This window comes from Halobacillus massiliensis, from assembly GCF_900166625.1.
Taxonomy (GTDB): Bacteria; Bacillota; Bacilli; order Bacillales; family Halobacillaceae; genus Halobacillus_A; species Halobacillus_A massiliensis.
Genome location: NZ_LT800499.1, coordinates 3,459,734 through 3,474,611, shown reverse-complemented (window position 1 = coordinate 3,474,611; position 14,878 = coordinate 3,459,734). Strand labels below are relative to the sequence as shown.

Below are 14,878 nucleotides of genomic sequence, written 5' to 3'. Positions count from 1 at the left end.
TGATGAATAATATATTTATCATAGTAAGGGGGAGTAGCTGTGAAACAAAATCGTATAGTCTCTTTACTTTTTATCTTTGGAGCAATAGTTATAGCTGTTGGTATTGTTGCAGGAATATATTTTGGCACAAGTGAATACTTTATTGAATTAGAATCTTTACAAGAGATTATTGGATTAATGATTTTTATTAATTGTCTAGGTATAGGGATATTTTTCTTTGGTTTTTCTGAGGTAATACAACTCTTACAAGGAATTTTTAATCAACAATACGTTAAAGACGCCTGCAGCAATCTCGGCATTAGACGTGAAAGAAAACAAAGAAAGTGAAGAAAGGAACCAATTGAAGTAACCAAATAAGATTGAAATTAATTTAAAAAGCAGCGTTTCCTAAAGAGGAAACGCTGCTTTTTAGATTAATTTCCATTTTCAGAATTGTAACTTTCAATTTGCTCCTGGATTCTCCGCTGCCGTTCTTCTTCTCTCGCACGTCGGGTTTCTTTATAGTCTTCCCGAATAGATTTCAATAGCGAGATTGCGGCGACAAACAGGACGACGGCGAACGGCAGGGCACCAATGAGTGACGCGGTCTGCAGCCCTTCCAATCCTGCGCTGATAATAAGAATGATAGCAAGGGCAGCGATTAATGTACCCCAGATCATTTTGATAACAGCTGATGGGTTTTGATCCCCATTTGTGGACATCATACCGAGTACGAATGTTGCCGAGTCAGCCGATGTGACTAAGAAAGTAAACAGCAGGCAGATGGACAGGATGGATAAAAGCCAGCCGAGCTGAAGGTTGTCCAGCATACTGAATAGTGCAGTTGTCGGATCCTGAGCTACGGCCGATGCAATATCTGTTCCCTGGAACAAATCGAGGTGCATGGCGGTGCCGCCGAAAATCCCGATCCAAACGATACCGATCATCGGGGGAGCGACCATAACACCAAGGACAAATTCACGAACAGTACGTCCTCGGGAAATTCGGGCAACGAACATACCGACAAATGGGGACCAGGCGATCGTCCATGCCCAGTAATAAATCGGCCAATCCTGTACCCATGAACCTTCAGTATAGCTGTCCATTCTTAAGCTTGCCTCAAAGAAGTTCTGTAAGTAATCTCCCATTCCCATTGTAATACTTTCCAAGATAAATTGTGTAGGACCAATGATGATCACAACTACCATAAGAATAAGAGCTAAAGCTAAGTTCGTGTTACTTAAGTATTTAATTCCTCTGTCTAAGCCGGATAAGGCAGATATAGAGAAAAAGATAAACATGGCGATGACAATAAGCAGCTGGGTTGTTGCTCCTGTTGGCAGGTTAAATACGCTGCCAAGCCCACTATTAATTTGAAGAACACTTAAACCTAATGTAGTGGCAACTCCCATGACTGTCGCGATAATGGCTATGATATCAATTGTGTTGCGAAGCGGCTTTTTCCCACTGCTTCCGATAACGTTATTCATCGTATCACTGATCATGCTTCTTTCATCCTGACGATAAATAAACCAGGAAATAGCAAGTCCTACGAAGGTGAAGGAGGCCCACTGGTGAATGCCATTGTTAAAGAAGGCATTCCACATCGCTGTGCGTGCAGCTTCTGCAGTTCCTGCTTCAACAGAAGGATCAAATGGAGGAGGACTTCCAAAGTGCGTCATCGGTTCGGCAACGCCCCAGAATACGATACTTACACCGAATCCACAGCTGAACAGCATGGCAATCCATGTGAACAACGGATATTTCGGTCTGGTATCATCACCGCCGAGACGGATTCTTCCGTATTTACTAAAGGCAAGATAAAAATTGAAGATGATGAGGAAAAGTACAAACGCTAGATAAAACCACCCAAAGGTACCGGCAATGAAATCATAAATATAAGTTGCCTGTTCGCCAAGTTGCTGCGGGGCCAGGCCGCCCCATAATGCGAATAAGAAGACAATAATGAAAGAAACCCAAAACACACTGTTCATAAATTTGAGTCTTTTCTTCTTTTTCTCCTCGTCCATAATCGACCCTCTCCTTATCTATGTAAGTTATATTTCTATAGCATGATTTTACCAAAGATTTTAACTTTTCAAAACTGTCTCCTTTCCTATTACAATTATTACTCCATACCCTAATATGGTTTGTTCAATCACTAAATTGTATATTTCCTTCTGCAAATCCTTTTAAAACTCGTTCATTTGTCCTATCTATGAATAATCTTAACCAGTACATTTCCAAAAAAAATATGAGGAACCATTTGGAATTTTTGTGTTAGGTTTTCTGACATGGTAGCTTACATTATTATTTTTGCATGATATATTCGACAAAACACACGGGGAGGTTCGGAATGGATAAACAACGGCTGGTTATTATCGGAAATGGCATGACAGGTGTCCGGATTGTTGAAAACATTCTCCGCGAAAACCCGTCATTTTACGATATTTGCATTATTGGAAGTGAGATCCATCCAGGGTACAGCAGACTCATGCTGTCGTCTGTTTTACAGGAAGAGACGGCGGTTGACGACATTATAATCCATTCTGATTCCTGGTATGAAGAAAATGGCGTAACGCTAGTTACTGGAGAAATAGTAATTAAGGTAGATACAAATGAAAAAATTCTTACTACTGATCATAATCGGAAGGTGGTCTACGACAAGCTGGTATTCGCTTCAGGATCCACACCTGCCGTTCTTCCTATAAAAGGGGCGGATAAGGAAGGGGTTATGACCTTTCGAACAATGGATGACTGTAAAAAGATATTAAAAGAAGCGGAAACCTGTAAAAAAGCTGTCGTCATTGGCGGCGGGCTTCTCGGTCTTGAGGCAGCCAGAGGGCTATTGAACAGTGGAATGAAAGTAGATGTGGTCCACATATCTTCTAAGATTATGAACAGACAGCTGGATGATCGAGCATCCTCTTTGCTGCAGGGTGAGCTTGAAAAGCAGGGAATCCGCTTTTTGCTGAATAAGTCGACAGAAGAATTTTTTGGAGGCCGGCGAGTTCAAGGTTTGCGTTTTAAAGATGGTTCCAGTATTGAAGCAGATTTAGTGATTATAGCTGCAGGAATTAAACCTAGAATCTCCTTAGCTCAAGAAAGTGGAATTAAAACAAACCGCGGAATTATAGTGAATGATTTTTTAGAAGCGAACTGCAGCGGTGTGTATGCCGCTGGAGAGTGCGCCGAACATAGGGAGAATGTTTATGGACTGGTCCAGCCGCTTTACGAACAGGCTGAAGTACTGGCCAAACATTTATGCGGCAAAGAAACGGGAGGTTATAAAGGCTCCCATCTTTATACTCAATTAAAGATTTCTGGTGTGGAAGTTTTCTCTATCGGCCAGATAGAGCCTGACGGTGATACCAAATCAATTGAATTCTTTAATGAAGAAGATTCGGTTTATAAGAAAATTTTCTTTAAAGGAAATAAAGCAGCAGGCGCCATATTAATAGGAGCATCCGAGCTTAGTGAAGCTATTAAAGAGGCTGTAATCAAGCAGAAGGTGCTATCACGTAAAGATAAAGCTCTTCTGCTGGAAAGTCCAGATCCGAAAAAATCAGCAGCGGCTTCCTATCCGATGAATAAAGCAATCTGTTCATGTAACCAGGTAAGTAAAGCTGATATCGTGCAGGCGGTACAGCAGGAAGGGTCAGCCACTCTTGAAGATGTGAAAGAAAAGACAAAAGCGTCAAGCTCATGCGGCGGCTGCAAGCCTCTCGTCACCGAACTTCTTCATTATATTAAGAGTGAACCGCAGGAAGCCTTACCGAATTCATCTCTCTGTTCCTGCACAAGCCTGACAGAAGATGAGCTGGTAGAACAGATACAGCTTCAGAACTTGAAAACAGCAGAAGAGGTATTCCAGCGTCTGCACTGGAAACAAGGCGGCTGCTCGGTTTGCCGGCTGGCTGTTGATTACTATTTAGGAATGATTTATCCCTCTCCCAAAGAATTTGTGGAAGAGAAGAGCGTGAGTACAGTGGTGCCTCAAACTTACGGAGGCCTTGTCACGGCACAAGAGCTGAGAAGGATTACGAGAACAGCTGAGCAATTTCCGTACTTGAAGGTAGCGCTGTCGCTTGATCAGAGAATTCAGCTGATTGGAGCAGCCGAAAATGATCTGCCAAAAATAAAAGAAGTGCTGAACATGCCTCTAAAAAGCCTTAGTGGCAATCAAATCGACACGATAGCCACTTCAGTTGGAGATGAAGCATGTACGTGTGAAAAGTTTAAATCTATTAAATTGGCTCAGTCTATTGAAAGAAAGACAGAAAGGCTGCAAGTTCCCTATCGGTTAAAGGCAGGCATTTCCGGATGCATTCACAATAGATCTTATGCCGATAGAAAGGATATGGGAGCTATTTATACTGAGGGGAAATGGGAAATTTACATTGGCGGCAGCAGTAAAAAGCGCGGTCAGCTCCTTTGTACCACAGATAACGAAGATGAGACAGAAACGATACTGACAGCCTGTCTGCAGTATTATCGTAAATCAGCAAGGTATTTAGAAAGAACGTGGCAGTGGGTCGAACGATTAGGGATTATTCACATCAGAGAAGCTATTTTTGATGAAGAACTGCGTCACGTATTGCTTCATACATTTGAAGAAGATACTGAACAAATACTGAAGAAGTAAGAAAGGTGAGCCGGGTTGACAGAATTAATGCTGAAGTATTTTAGAGATAAGCAAAAAGACATTCAATCCGAAAAGGTCTATGATTCCCAGTGTCCTTTCTGCAGCATGCAGTGCAAAATGAAGCTTATTGAACAAAGGGTGGTCTCAAGAACGACTTATAAAACTATTGGGGCAGATAATCCTACGACAGAAGGAAGGTTATGTGTGAAAGGAATGAATGCCCATCAGCACAGCTTTCATCGTGATCGCTTGAAGCAGCCGTTGCTCAAGAAGAACGGAGAATTTGTACCTGTCAGCTGGGAGGAAGCTTATGCTGCTATTCATAGAAACTTTTCCAAGATTCAAAGAGAGAATGGAAATCATGCACTTTCTGTGTATGGCAGCGGCTCTCTTACCAATGAAGAAGCCTACTTACTAGGCAAATTCGCCAGAGTGGCCCTTAAAACGAAGTACATTGATTACAATGGCCGCCTATGTATGGCTTCGGCGGCTACCGGGGCAAATCAGAGCTTTGGTATGGACAGAGGGTTTACGAACAGCCTGCAGGAGATTCCAAAGACGAAATGTATCATTCTGGCCGGGACGAATATCGCAGAATGTCAGCCGACCATAATGCCTTATTTTGAACAAGCAAGAGCAAACGGGGCTTACATTATAGCTGTGGATCCGAGAGAAACAGCGACTACGGATCTGGCAGACTTACATTTAAAGAATAAACCGGGGACAGATGAAATCCTGGCTCATGCTCTTTTAAAAATTATCATAAAAGAGAACTTAGCAGACCAGGAGTTTATAGATGAGAGAGTTACCGGGTTTAAAGAGATCTATCATTATTTAGACGATCTGGATTTAGAAGGCTGTGCTGAAACGACAGGTGTTCCATTAGAGGAGCTGTATCAGGCAGCAACCGCTTTTGGTCAGGAAGAGTCAGGAATGATTTTTACGGCCAGAGGAATTGAACAGCAGGTGAACGGAACAAATACCGTTCGCAGCTTTCTCAACATTTTATTAGCTACCGGAAAAATCGGAAAGCCTTATTCAGGCTATGGGGCGGTGACAGGGCAGGGTAATGGTCAAGGGGGAAGAGAGCACGGACAGAAAGCAGACCAGCTGCCAGGGTATCGGTCGATTGAAAATCCGAAAGACCGCGCTTATATAGCGAGCGTATGGGAGATTGATGAAGAAGAGCTTCCGGGTAAAGGGGTGTCTGCTTATGAAATGTTTGAAAAGGCAGATGAACAGCTGATCAAAGGAATGATGGTCATGTGTTCCAATCCTGTCAATTCCGGCCCTAATGCCGGATTTATCAAATCAGCGTTAAAAAAACTGGAGTTCCTTGTCGTTGTCGATATGTTTTTATCAGAAACTGCTGAACATGCCGATGTCGTCCTGCCGGCTTCTTCCTATTTAGAAGATGAAGGCACGATGACCAATGTGGAAGGGCGGGTGACATTAAGAGAAGCCAGTTACCCACTGCCGGGAAAGGTCAAGCACGACTGGCAGATTGTTTGCGATTTAGCGAAGCTTTTAGGAAAAGGGGACAAGTTCCAGTTTCAGTCAGCAGAGGAGATTTTTGAAGAGTTAAGGCGGGCCAGCAAGGGTGGTAAAGCGGATTATTCAGGAATTACTTATGAAAAGATTAGAAGCCGGAACGGTATTTTATGGCCGTGTCCAAATGAAAACCACGAAGGAACAACGCGTTTGTTTGAGGAGCGGTTTGCCCACTCAGACGGTAAAGCTTTAATGTTTACACCGGCTAATGAAATTCAAGAAATGGTTGAAGATGCAGCATATCCGCTCACATTGACGACAGGCCGGGTGATGTCTCATTACTTAACAGGGGTGCAGACCCGTAAGAGTCATTCGCTGGCAGCGAGGCATATTGAATCTTTTCTTGAAATTCATCCATCTACCGCCAGGAAATACGATATCCAAAATGAATCACTCGTCAATATCGAATCAAGGTTTGGAAAGATTACAGTACGGACACTTTTTTCAGAAAAAATAAGAAAAGACACGGTTTTTGTACCTTTTCACTGGGGAGGAGAGCAAAATGTGAACAGGCTTGTATCAGATGAACTCGATCCTTTTTGCAAAATGCCGGGTTTTAAAGTGACAGCGGTTCGAGCAGCTCCGTATTTAAGCAGGAAAGCTATAGATCACTAATCTTTGGAGGGATCAAATAATGAGAAAACAAAAGCTTGTGCTGATTGGAAATGGAATGGCGGGAGTCCGGGCAGTTGAAGAAATTTTGAAACTCGATCCTGACGGCTTTGAGATTACTGTATTTGGAAGTGAACCTTATCCGAACTATAATCGAATTCAACTGTCCAAAGTTCTGCAAGGGGACACGGAAATCGAAGACATTACCCTCAACACCTGGGAATGGTATGAGGAAAATAATATCGCTCTTTATCCGGGAGAAACAGTCACCCATATGGATACAAGCAGCCGGTTTGTGTTTACAGATAAAAATCGAATGGTCTCTTACGACAAACTGATTATAGCTACAGGTTCTGTACCGTTTATGCTGCCGCTTCCTGGTGCAGACAAAGAAGGAGTTACAGCTTTTAGAGACATTAAAGACTGTGAAAAAATGATGGAAGCTGCGAAAAATCATAAAAAAGCAGTCGTAATTGGCGGAGGCCTGCTGGGGCTCGAGGCTGCCCGGGGGTTACTGAATCTTGGGATGAAAGTGGATGTTGTTCACATAGCTGACAGCTTAATGGAAAGACAGCTTGATAAAACAGCAGGAAAGATGCTGTTAAAAGAACTTCAAGATCAAGGGATGAACTTCCTTCTCGAGAAGCAGTCAGCAGAGATTACAGGTAATAATCGTGTGGAAGGATTAAAATTCAGCGATGGTGAAGAAGTGGAGGCCGACCTCGTCGTCATGGCCGTTGGAATCAGACCGAATGTAACATTGGCAAAGGAGAGCGGAATTCCTGTCAACCGCGGTATTCTTGTGGATGATCATTTAGAAACAGAAGTACCTGACGTCTTTGCGGTCGGAGAATGTGCCGAACATAAAGAAATGGTCTATGGTCTTGTCGCTCCTTTATTCCAGCAGGGCAAGGAGCTTGCAAAGAAAATTTGCGGACAGGAAAGCGAAGGATATCAAGGTTCTGTATTATCGACACAGTTAAAAGTGTCCGGTGTTGATGTTTTCTCTACTGGAAAAATAACCGAGGACGAGAATACTAAATCGATTAAAGTTTTTGATGACTGGCGCGGTATTTATCAAAAGGTACTTGTAGATGAAGGGAAAATAACAGGTGCAGTATTATTTGGCGATACAAAAGACGGTAATCGGCTGCTCAGTTTAATCAATAAAAAAGCCCCTGTAGAGGAGTATCTCGAGTCAGATCAGACAGCAGAGTCTGGTATCGATCTCATTGCTTCCATGCCGGATGAGGAGATGATTTGCGGCTGTAATGGGGTGTCAAAAGGTACGATCGTTCAAGCTATACAGGATGAAGGTCTGACAACTGTGGAGCAGGTAAAAGGGTGTACGAGTGCTTCACGTTCCTGCGGCGGATGTAAATCCTTAGTTTCTGATTTATTAGAATGTACGCTTGGAGATGAATACGACCATAATCAAAAAGAAACAATCTGTGCATGTACTACTTTGTCCAGGGATGAAGTAATTGAAGAGATTAAAGAAAAACAGATGACCCATGTAAAAGAAGTAATGAATGTTCTAGGCTGGTCTACTGAAGAAGGATGCCCTAAGTGTAAGCCGGCTTTAAATTATTATTTAGGAATGGTCCATCCAACCGAATATGAAGATGAAAAGGAATCCCGCTACGTAAATGAACGTCTTCATGCAAATATTCAAAAAGATGGAACGTATTCTGTCGTACCGAGGATGTATGGCGGGGTAACAAATGCCGATGACTTAAGAAAAATCGCGGACGCTGCTGAAAAATATAAGGTGAAGATGATTAAAGTGACAGGGGGACAGCGGATAGATCTTCTCGGTGTTCATAAAGAGGATCTTCCAAGTATATGGTCAGATCTTGGAATGAAATCAGGATCAGCTTACGCGAAAGGCTTAAGAACTGTAAAAACATGCGTAGGTGCAGACTTTTGCCGATTTGGAACACAGGATTCTGTCGGATTAGGAGTTCAAATTGAAAAGAAATTTGAAGGATTGAACACCCCTCATAAAGTGAAGATGAGTGTTTCCGCCTGCCCTAGAAACTGCGCGGAAGGATCTATTAAAGATGTGGGAGTCGTCGGTCTTGATGGTGAGTTCGAAGTCTATGTCGGTGGAAATGGCGGAACTCATATGAGAAAAGCGGATCTGTTAATTAAAGTGAAGACAGAGGAAGAAGTTATCGATTATACGGCTGCTTTTCTTCAGCTTTATCGAGAAGAAGCCGCCTATCTTGAAAGAACTTCAGCATGGGTAGAAAGAGTAGGAATTGAATATGTCCAAAAAGTAATGAGTGATAAAAAAGCGTTTATCGATCTTATTCAGCGAATGGACGAAGCTTTGTCCGTCATTCAGGAACCTTGGGAACAGGTTATAAATGATGAAACGCTCCTTAGAGACCTTTACCAGAACGTGAAAATTCCAGCAGGTTCTAACTAATAAAGGAGGAATGAAACATGGCACAGCTGAAGCAGAAGGTGTTTATAGCAAATATTGAGGAACTTCCGGAACAATTAGGGAGAACCGTACAGATAGGTGATCTGGAGTTAGCTGTTTTCAAGCTTTCAAACGGAAGGATTAAAGCGATCGAAAATCGCTGTCCTCATAGAGGGGGAGTTTTAGCAGAAGGATTAGTGAGCGGAGATAGTGTCTTCTGCCCAATGCATGATTGGGAAATTAACGTAACGGACGGTCAAGTACAGGGCCATGATACAGGCTGTGTAAATACGTTTAAAGTAGAAGTTGAAAATGGACAGGCCTATGTTTTACTGCCGGAATAATAATCCTTAGGGGGCATATCATGTCAAAAGTTTACTTGGTGGGCGCAGGACCGGGAGATCCGGAGTTAATAACAGTAAAGGCATTAAAGTGCATACAAAAAGCCGATGTAATTCTTTATGACCGGCTGGTTAATGAAGAACTTCTCAAAGAAGCTAAACAAGAGGCTGACTTAATATTCTGCGGAAAACACCCTAAATTTCATATTCTTAAACAAGAAACAATAAATTCGCTCATCGTCAAATATGCCAGACAAGGGAAGATAGTTACTCGGCTTAAAGGAGGCGATCCTTACGTTTTTGGCAGGGGAGCCGAAGAGGCAGAAGCAGCTGCCCGTCATGGCATTCCATTTGAAGTGGTTCCTGGAATAACCTCTGGAATTGCTGCACCGGCTTATGCTGATATTCCTGTCACCCATAGAGAGCTGGGAAGTTCGTTTGCAGTAGTGGCAGGTCATCGCTGTAAATCCAATCATAAAGAAATAGACTGGAGAAGTCTGGCCCAGAATATTGACACGCTCGCTATTTACATGGGAGTCAGCAATCTCTCTTATATTTGTGAACAGCTATTAAAAAACGAAAAGTCAGCTGACACACCGGTTGCCGTAATTCAGCAGGGAACAACTACTGAGCAGCGTGTAGTCACAGGCAGGATTTCTAATATAGTAACGATTGTAGAAAAAGATAAAATCGAGAATCCAGCCATGATCATTATTGGAGAGGTTGTCCGCTTTCGTGAAAAAATCGACGTCCTGAAAAATTCCTGGAACATGGAAGCTGGACTAAAAGAAGCATAACCAAACGCCCAGGCGCATGAGCTGCCTGGGCGTTTATTATGAAATGAAAGAAATATTTTTTCAGGATAATTAGTTTACTGAGTAAACGTAAGGGAATTTCTTCAATAAGCACATTGTTTAAAGGAGGATCTTATGGCCGCTATAGGGAATGACAACAAACATTCTTATTTAAACCGGAACCTCTTATCCGGGCTTCTGTTTGGCATTGGTTTTGCAGCTTTTGTCGATGAAACATTGTTTCACCAATTGCTTCGCTGGCATCACTTTTACGATAAATCTACGACGGATGTTGGCTTGATTTCTGATGGATTTTTCCATGCGTTCAGCTGGTTCGCCACAGTAGGCGGTTTATTCTTAGTCGCTGATCTAAGGCGCAGAAAGGCGTTTTGGCTGAAGCGCTGGTGGGGAGCCAGTTTACTGGGTTCTGGAATCTTTCAGCTCTATGATGGTACGATTCAGCACAAACTAATGCGGCTTCACCAAATACGTTACGTAGATAATGTGATGATTTACGATATCATATGGAACGTAATCGCACTTATCATGATCGTTGCGGGGCTTATCCTGCTGGTCCGTACGAGAAAGGCTGCTGTAAAAGGATATGCATGATCCACACAATCAAATGAGTGCTATGGCTGATCTGTCACAAATCTTGCTGGCAATTCCATTTGTTATTGCTTTCCTTCTATACGCGGCCGCTCTGCTTGCTGCTAATAGAAAGGGAAGAAAATGGCCGATTCACCGTACACTTCTCTGGACAGCTGGTATTATTTGCTCGCTTGCAGCAGTGGCTGGGCCTCTTGCTGTAAGAGCCCACTTTGATTTCACGGCCCATATGCTCGGCCATTTGCTGCTTGGAATGCTTGGACCGCTTCTAATGGCAGCCGCAGCTCCTATGACCTTGTTTCTAAGAGCATTACGAGTCAAGACGGCTAAACGGGTAACAACAGTACTCAAGTCTTGGCCTGTTCGAATCATAAGTGATCCGATTACTGCATCAATACTTAATGTAGGAGGATTATGGGTCTTATATACTACTCCATTATATGAAGCCATGCATGAGAGCTTGCTGATTCATCTCTTTATACATTTTCATGTATTTCTTGCTGGATACTTGTTTACCATCTCAATGGTATATTTTGATCCCATTCCTCATAGAAGAAGCTATCTTTATCGATCAGCTGTTATGGTAGTAGCTCTCGCTGGTCATGGGATTCTTTCTAAATACATTTACGGAAACCCTCCAGCTGGTGTCCCTGTCAGTCAGGCGGAAAAAGGATCTATGCTTATGTATTATGGCGGTGATTTAATTGATATTGTGATCATCTTTTTCATCTGCTTGCACTGGTACCGGTCGACGCGGCCCCGTGAGTCATTCTCAAGGGGATTACAGACCGCTTCCCCTGCCGATTAAAATAAGGAGCCTTCTCTATCTCTTTCTTCCTATGTAAATATCGGGAAATTGTGATAAAATTTGATAATGTATGAAAATTTCATATATTCTATACAACACGATTAGGATGGGAGGAGAAGGCGTGAATAATCAATCATTAATAAGAAGTTATTGGACTCGTCTTTGGGAAATGCACGATCAAGCGAAAGACTTGATGAAATTTACAGTTACTGGATCGGTCAACAAGTCTCAGGCTGATACGAAACAAAAATATAAATCCGGCAGTTCAAGTTCCGGACCTGATGGATTCGGGCCGTCTTATGGAACACGCCAAAAAGCTGGGCTGATTCTAGGACCTCTTTTGTTTGCGCTTACTTTGCTTTTTATGGAAGGAGAAGGACTTTCTCAAAGTGCTGTGGCTGTACTTGCCAGCACCATTTGGATTGCTACGTGGTGGATTACAGAAGCAATACCGATTCCTGCCACTTCATTGCTGCCATTAGTTTTGTTTCCGCTTACAGGCGGGCTGGATGGAGGAACTACTGCTTCCTCTTACGGCGACAATACCATTTTCTTATTCATGGGCGGATTTATAATAGCACTCGCTATGCAGAAGTGGAATTTACATAAACGTATTGCTTTGTTTATTATTTCTTTAATTGGCACAAATACAGAAATGATTGTACTCGGATTTATGCTGGCTACAGGAATTCTGTCCATGTGGATATCAAATACGGCGACAGCGATGATGATGGTGCCAATCGGGCTGGCAGTTATTTATCAATCCTCTGAACAGCTGGAGAAAAAGCAAGGTTTCCAGGTTGATCACTCTTCCTTTAATTTTGGAAAAGTAACAATGCTAGGTATCGCTTATAGTGCTTCCATTGGGGGCTTGGGTACCTTGATCGGTACACCACCTAACACGATTTTCCGTGCAGTCGTCGAGCAAAACTATGGAATCCAGATATCATTTGCAGGCTGGATGGCTTTCGGTGTCCCATTAACCATTATTTTAATGGGGCTTACATGGTTCTACTTAGTCAAAGTGGCCTATCCAATGAAAGTTAAGAAGCTTCCTGGAGGGAAGAGCGTCATCCATAAAGAACAAAAGGCCTTAGGGGCCATGGCAACAGAAGAAAAAATTGTGTTAACCATATTTTCAATTACAGCATTGGCCTGGATCACAAGGTCCTTCTTCCTCGTTAATATAAATGCGAATATAGATGATACGATTATCGCTATGATCGCTGCTGTGATTTTATTTATAATCCCTGCCCGTAAAAAAGGAGAATTTATTATGGACTGGGATACAGCCAAAGGCCTGCCGTGGGGCATCCTCCTTTTATTTGGTGGAGGTCTTGCAATTGCAGCAGGATTTCAGGAATCCGGGCTTGCTGAATGGATTGGTACACAGCTGACAGTACTTGAGGGGATAAGTTTTATTTTTATTTTAGCTGTCGTTGCCACACTTGTAATTTTCTTAACGGAAATCACCTCAAACACGGCTACAGCAACAATGATGTTCCCGATTATGGCTTCTCTTGCCGCAGCGATAAATGTGCATCCGTATAGTTTAATGATTGCTGCTGGTATAGCTGCAAGCTGTGCGTTTATGCTGCCGGTTGCGACACCGCCAAATGCCGTCGTGTTCGGTTCAGGTTATTTAAGAATCCCTGACATGGCTAAGGCCGGATTTGCTTTGAACATACTTTCTATTGTACTAGTTACTTTAGCAATCTATTTCTATTTACCTATTGTGTGGGATATTGATCTAACATCATTTCCAGCAAACTTTAAATAATAAAGAGGGATAAACATGGACATGAGCAAAGAAGCTTCTGCTCCTTATACTCCTAAAGAGCGGGGGTTCTGGCGGGTCACAGCAGCATTGATGATTGCCTCTCTGCTTGTATTTTCTACACTGTATGTTTTTCAGCCTTTGCTGCCGGTCTTTGTCCGTGAATTTGATGTAAGTGCGACAGAGTCCAGCCTGCTTGTGTCTGCCTGTGTCTTTTCTATGATATTTGGTTTATTTGTATTAGGTTTTCTCGCAGATCGTTATGGACGACTGTGGGTAATGATTATTTCTTTAGGCATAACGGCTGTATTATTAATCGCTATGCCTTTTACTCCTTCTTTTAGCGTGCTTGTCATCCTAAGGTTTCTACAAGGCTTCTTCTTAGCAGGAGTGCCGGCAGCGGCCATGGGTTATCTGGGAGAGGAGATTTCGCCGCGTGATATTGGTCTTGCGATGACCCTTTACATATCCAGCAATGCGTTAGGCGGCATGGGGGGCCGAGTGCTCGCTGGTTATTTAACTGATCTATTCACTTGGCAGACAACCATTTTAGCAGTAGGAATTTTCGGTATTGCAGCAACAGTACTTTTTATCTTTTTAATGCCAAAAGAAAGATTTTTCACAAAACAGCATCAGCCGCTGCGTCAAGATTTACAAGGGATGCTGTATCATTTGGCGGATAAAAAGATGCTTTCCCTATTTTTAATGGGGATGGTGCTTCAAATCGTTTTCACAGCTATATGGACGTATCTTCCGTTTTACTTACAGTCTGAACCGTACAATTGGCCGCTGAAGTGGATAGCATTTACGTATTTTGCTTATGGGTTAGGTGTACTGGCACCGCCGCTTGCCGGAAGAATCTCAAACCGGATAGGGCTACCTAAAGTGATGCTTGCAGGTGTCCTGCTGCTTCTAAGTGGGGTAGGATTGACACTTATTACTCCTGCTCTGTTTGTCGTTATGGGGCTGGGACTGCTTTGTATGGGGTTCTTTATCGCTCACTCTATGGCATCTGCATTAGTTACTAAATCAGCAAAGCATCACCGAAGTGGAGCCTCCGGTTTTTATTTAATCAGCTATTACATAGGAGTGACGATTGGAAGTACAGCAGTCGGCACATTGTGGGAGAATTTCCGGTGGTTTGGGGTAACAGGGACGAGCTTAGTCTTTCTTTTAGTTCTTGGCTTTCTGCCTATGTATAAAAAAATGCATCAAGCTTAAAAATCAGGGCTTCTCTTATTATAGGGAAGCCCTTTTTCATGTTTTTGTACCAAACGGGTTCTGTTTATTATAATGATTAGAGAAATAAGGACAGTTCCGTATACTGTAGT

Annotated in this window: 11 protein-coding genes; 10 read left to right on the top strand and 1 reads right to left on the bottom strand. The window is 42.7% G+C overall.

Annotation, left to right across the window (positions count from 1 at the left end):
- The first annotated feature begins 39 nt into the window (after positions 1 to 39).
- Positions 40 to 327, top strand: a complete 288-nt coding sequence (locus B7E06_RS17330; protein WP_082235190.1) for a hypothetical protein — start codon at positions 40 to 42, stop codon at positions 325 to 327.
- An 86-nt stretch (positions 328 to 413) separates the two neighbouring features.
- Here the strand turns inward: B7E06_RS17330 and B7E06_RS17325 are convergent, their stop codons facing one another.
- A complete protein-coding gene (locus B7E06_RS17325; RefSeq protein ID WP_082235189.1) occupies positions 414 to 2,009 on the bottom strand; it encodes a BCCT family transporter in 1,596 nt (531 codons plus the stop codon).
- A 326-nt stretch (positions 2,010 to 2,335) separates the two neighbouring features.
- Here B7E06_RS17325 and nirB (B7E06_RS17320) point away from each other — a divergent pair, with 326 nt between their 5' ends.
- From nirB (B7E06_RS17320) to B7E06_RS17280, 9 genes are all read left to right on the top strand, one after another.
- Positions 2,336 to 4,624: a nitrite reductase large subunit NirB gene (gene nirB, locus B7E06_RS17320; protein WP_082235188.1), complete on the top strand. Its 2,289-nt coding sequence runs from the start codon at positions 2,336 to 2,338 to the stop codon at positions 4,622 to 4,624.
- Between the two features lie 15 nt (positions 4,625 to 4,639).
- Positions 4,640 to 6,790 (top strand): assimilatory nitrate reductase catalytic subunit NasC, encoded by a 2,151-nt coding sequence (gene nasC, locus B7E06_RS17315; protein WP_082235187.1) that lies wholly within the window; start codon positions 4,640 to 4,642, stop codon positions 6,788 to 6,790.
- Between the two features lie 19 nt (positions 6,791 to 6,809).
- Positions 6,810 to 9,221 carry a nitrite reductase large subunit NirB gene (gene nirB, locus B7E06_RS17310; RefSeq protein WP_082235186.1) on the top strand — a complete coding sequence of 804 codons (2,412 nt, stop codon included), beginning with the start codon at positions 6,810 to 6,812 and terminating at the stop codon, positions 9,219 to 9,221.
- 17 nt (positions 9,222 to 9,238) lie between these two features.
- Positions 9,239 to 9,562, top strand: a complete 324-nt coding sequence (gene nirD, locus B7E06_RS17305) for a nitrite reductase small subunit NirD (protein ID WP_082235185.1) — start codon at positions 9,239 to 9,241, stop codon at positions 9,560 to 9,562.
- Between the two features lie 20 nt (positions 9,563 to 9,582).
- Positions 9,583 to 10,356 (top strand): uroporphyrinogen-III C-methyltransferase, encoded by a 774-nt coding sequence (cobA, locus tag B7E06_RS17300; protein ID WP_082235184.1) that lies wholly within the window; start codon positions 9,583 to 9,585, stop codon positions 10,354 to 10,356.
- Positions 10,357 to 10,488: 132 nt separating this feature from the next.
- Entirely contained in the window at positions 10,489 to 10,965 is a 477-nt protein-coding gene (locus tag B7E06_RS17295) for a DUF2243 domain-containing protein (RefSeq protein ID WP_082235183.1), read from the top strand.
- On the top strand, positions 10,958 to 11,770 hold the full coding sequence (locus tag B7E06_RS17290; protein WP_082235182.1) for a cytochrome c oxidase assembly protein: 813 nt from the start codon (positions 10,958 to 10,960) through the stop codon (positions 11,768 to 11,770). The genes B7E06_RS17295 and B7E06_RS17290 overlap by 8 nt, the downstream gene beginning before the upstream one ends.
- Positions 11,771 to 11,939: 169 nt before the next feature.
- The gene (locus B7E06_RS17285; protein WP_245807823.1) at positions 11,940 to 13,550 is read left to right on the top strand and encodes an SLC13 family permease; all 1,611 of its coding nucleotides are present in this window, start codon (positions 11,940 to 11,942) and stop codon (positions 13,548 to 13,550) included.
- Positions 13,551 to 13,565: 15 nt separating this feature from the next.
- A complete protein-coding gene (locus B7E06_RS17280; protein WP_082235181.1) occupies positions 13,566 to 14,768 on the top strand; it encodes an MFS transporter in 1,203 nt (400 codons plus the stop codon).
- Positions 14,769 to 14,878: the final 110 nt, after the last annotated feature.

Excerpts from the sequence above, each read along its gene's own strand:
- nirD (WP_082235185.1), top strand. The coding sequence starts at position 9,239 with ATGGCACAGCTGAAGCAGAAGGTGTTTATAGCAAATATTGAGGAACTT.
- B7E06_RS17325 (WP_082235189.1), bottom strand. The coding sequence starts at position 2,009 with ATGGACGAGGAGAAAAAGAAGAAAAGACTCAAATTTATGAACAGTGTG.
- B7E06_RS17285 (WP_245807823.1), top strand. The coding sequence starts at position 11,940 with ATGCACGATCAAGCGAAAGACTTGATGAAATTTACAGTTACTGGATCG.
- cobA (WP_082235184.1), top strand. The coding sequence starts at position 9,583 with ATGTCAAAAGTTTACTTGGTGGGCGCAGGACCGGGAGATCCGGAGTTA.
- B7E06_RS17295 (WP_082235183.1), top strand. The coding sequence starts at position 10,489 with ATGGCCGCTATAGGGAATGACAACAAACATTCTTATTTAAACCGGAAC.
- nirB (WP_082235188.1), top strand. The coding sequence starts at position 2,336 with ATGGATAAACAACGGCTGGTTATTATCGGAAATGGCATGACAGGTGTC.
- B7E06_RS17290 (WP_082235182.1), top strand. The coding sequence starts at position 10,958 with ATGCATGATCCACACAATCAAATGAGTGCTATGGCTGATCTGTCACAA.
- nirB (WP_082235186.1), top strand. The coding sequence starts at position 6,810 with ATGAGAAAACAAAAGCTTGTGCTGATTGGAAATGGAATGGCGGGAGTC.
- B7E06_RS17280 (WP_082235181.1), top strand. The coding sequence starts at position 13,566 with ATGGACATGAGCAAAGAAGCTTCTGCTCCTTATACTCCTAAAGAGCGG.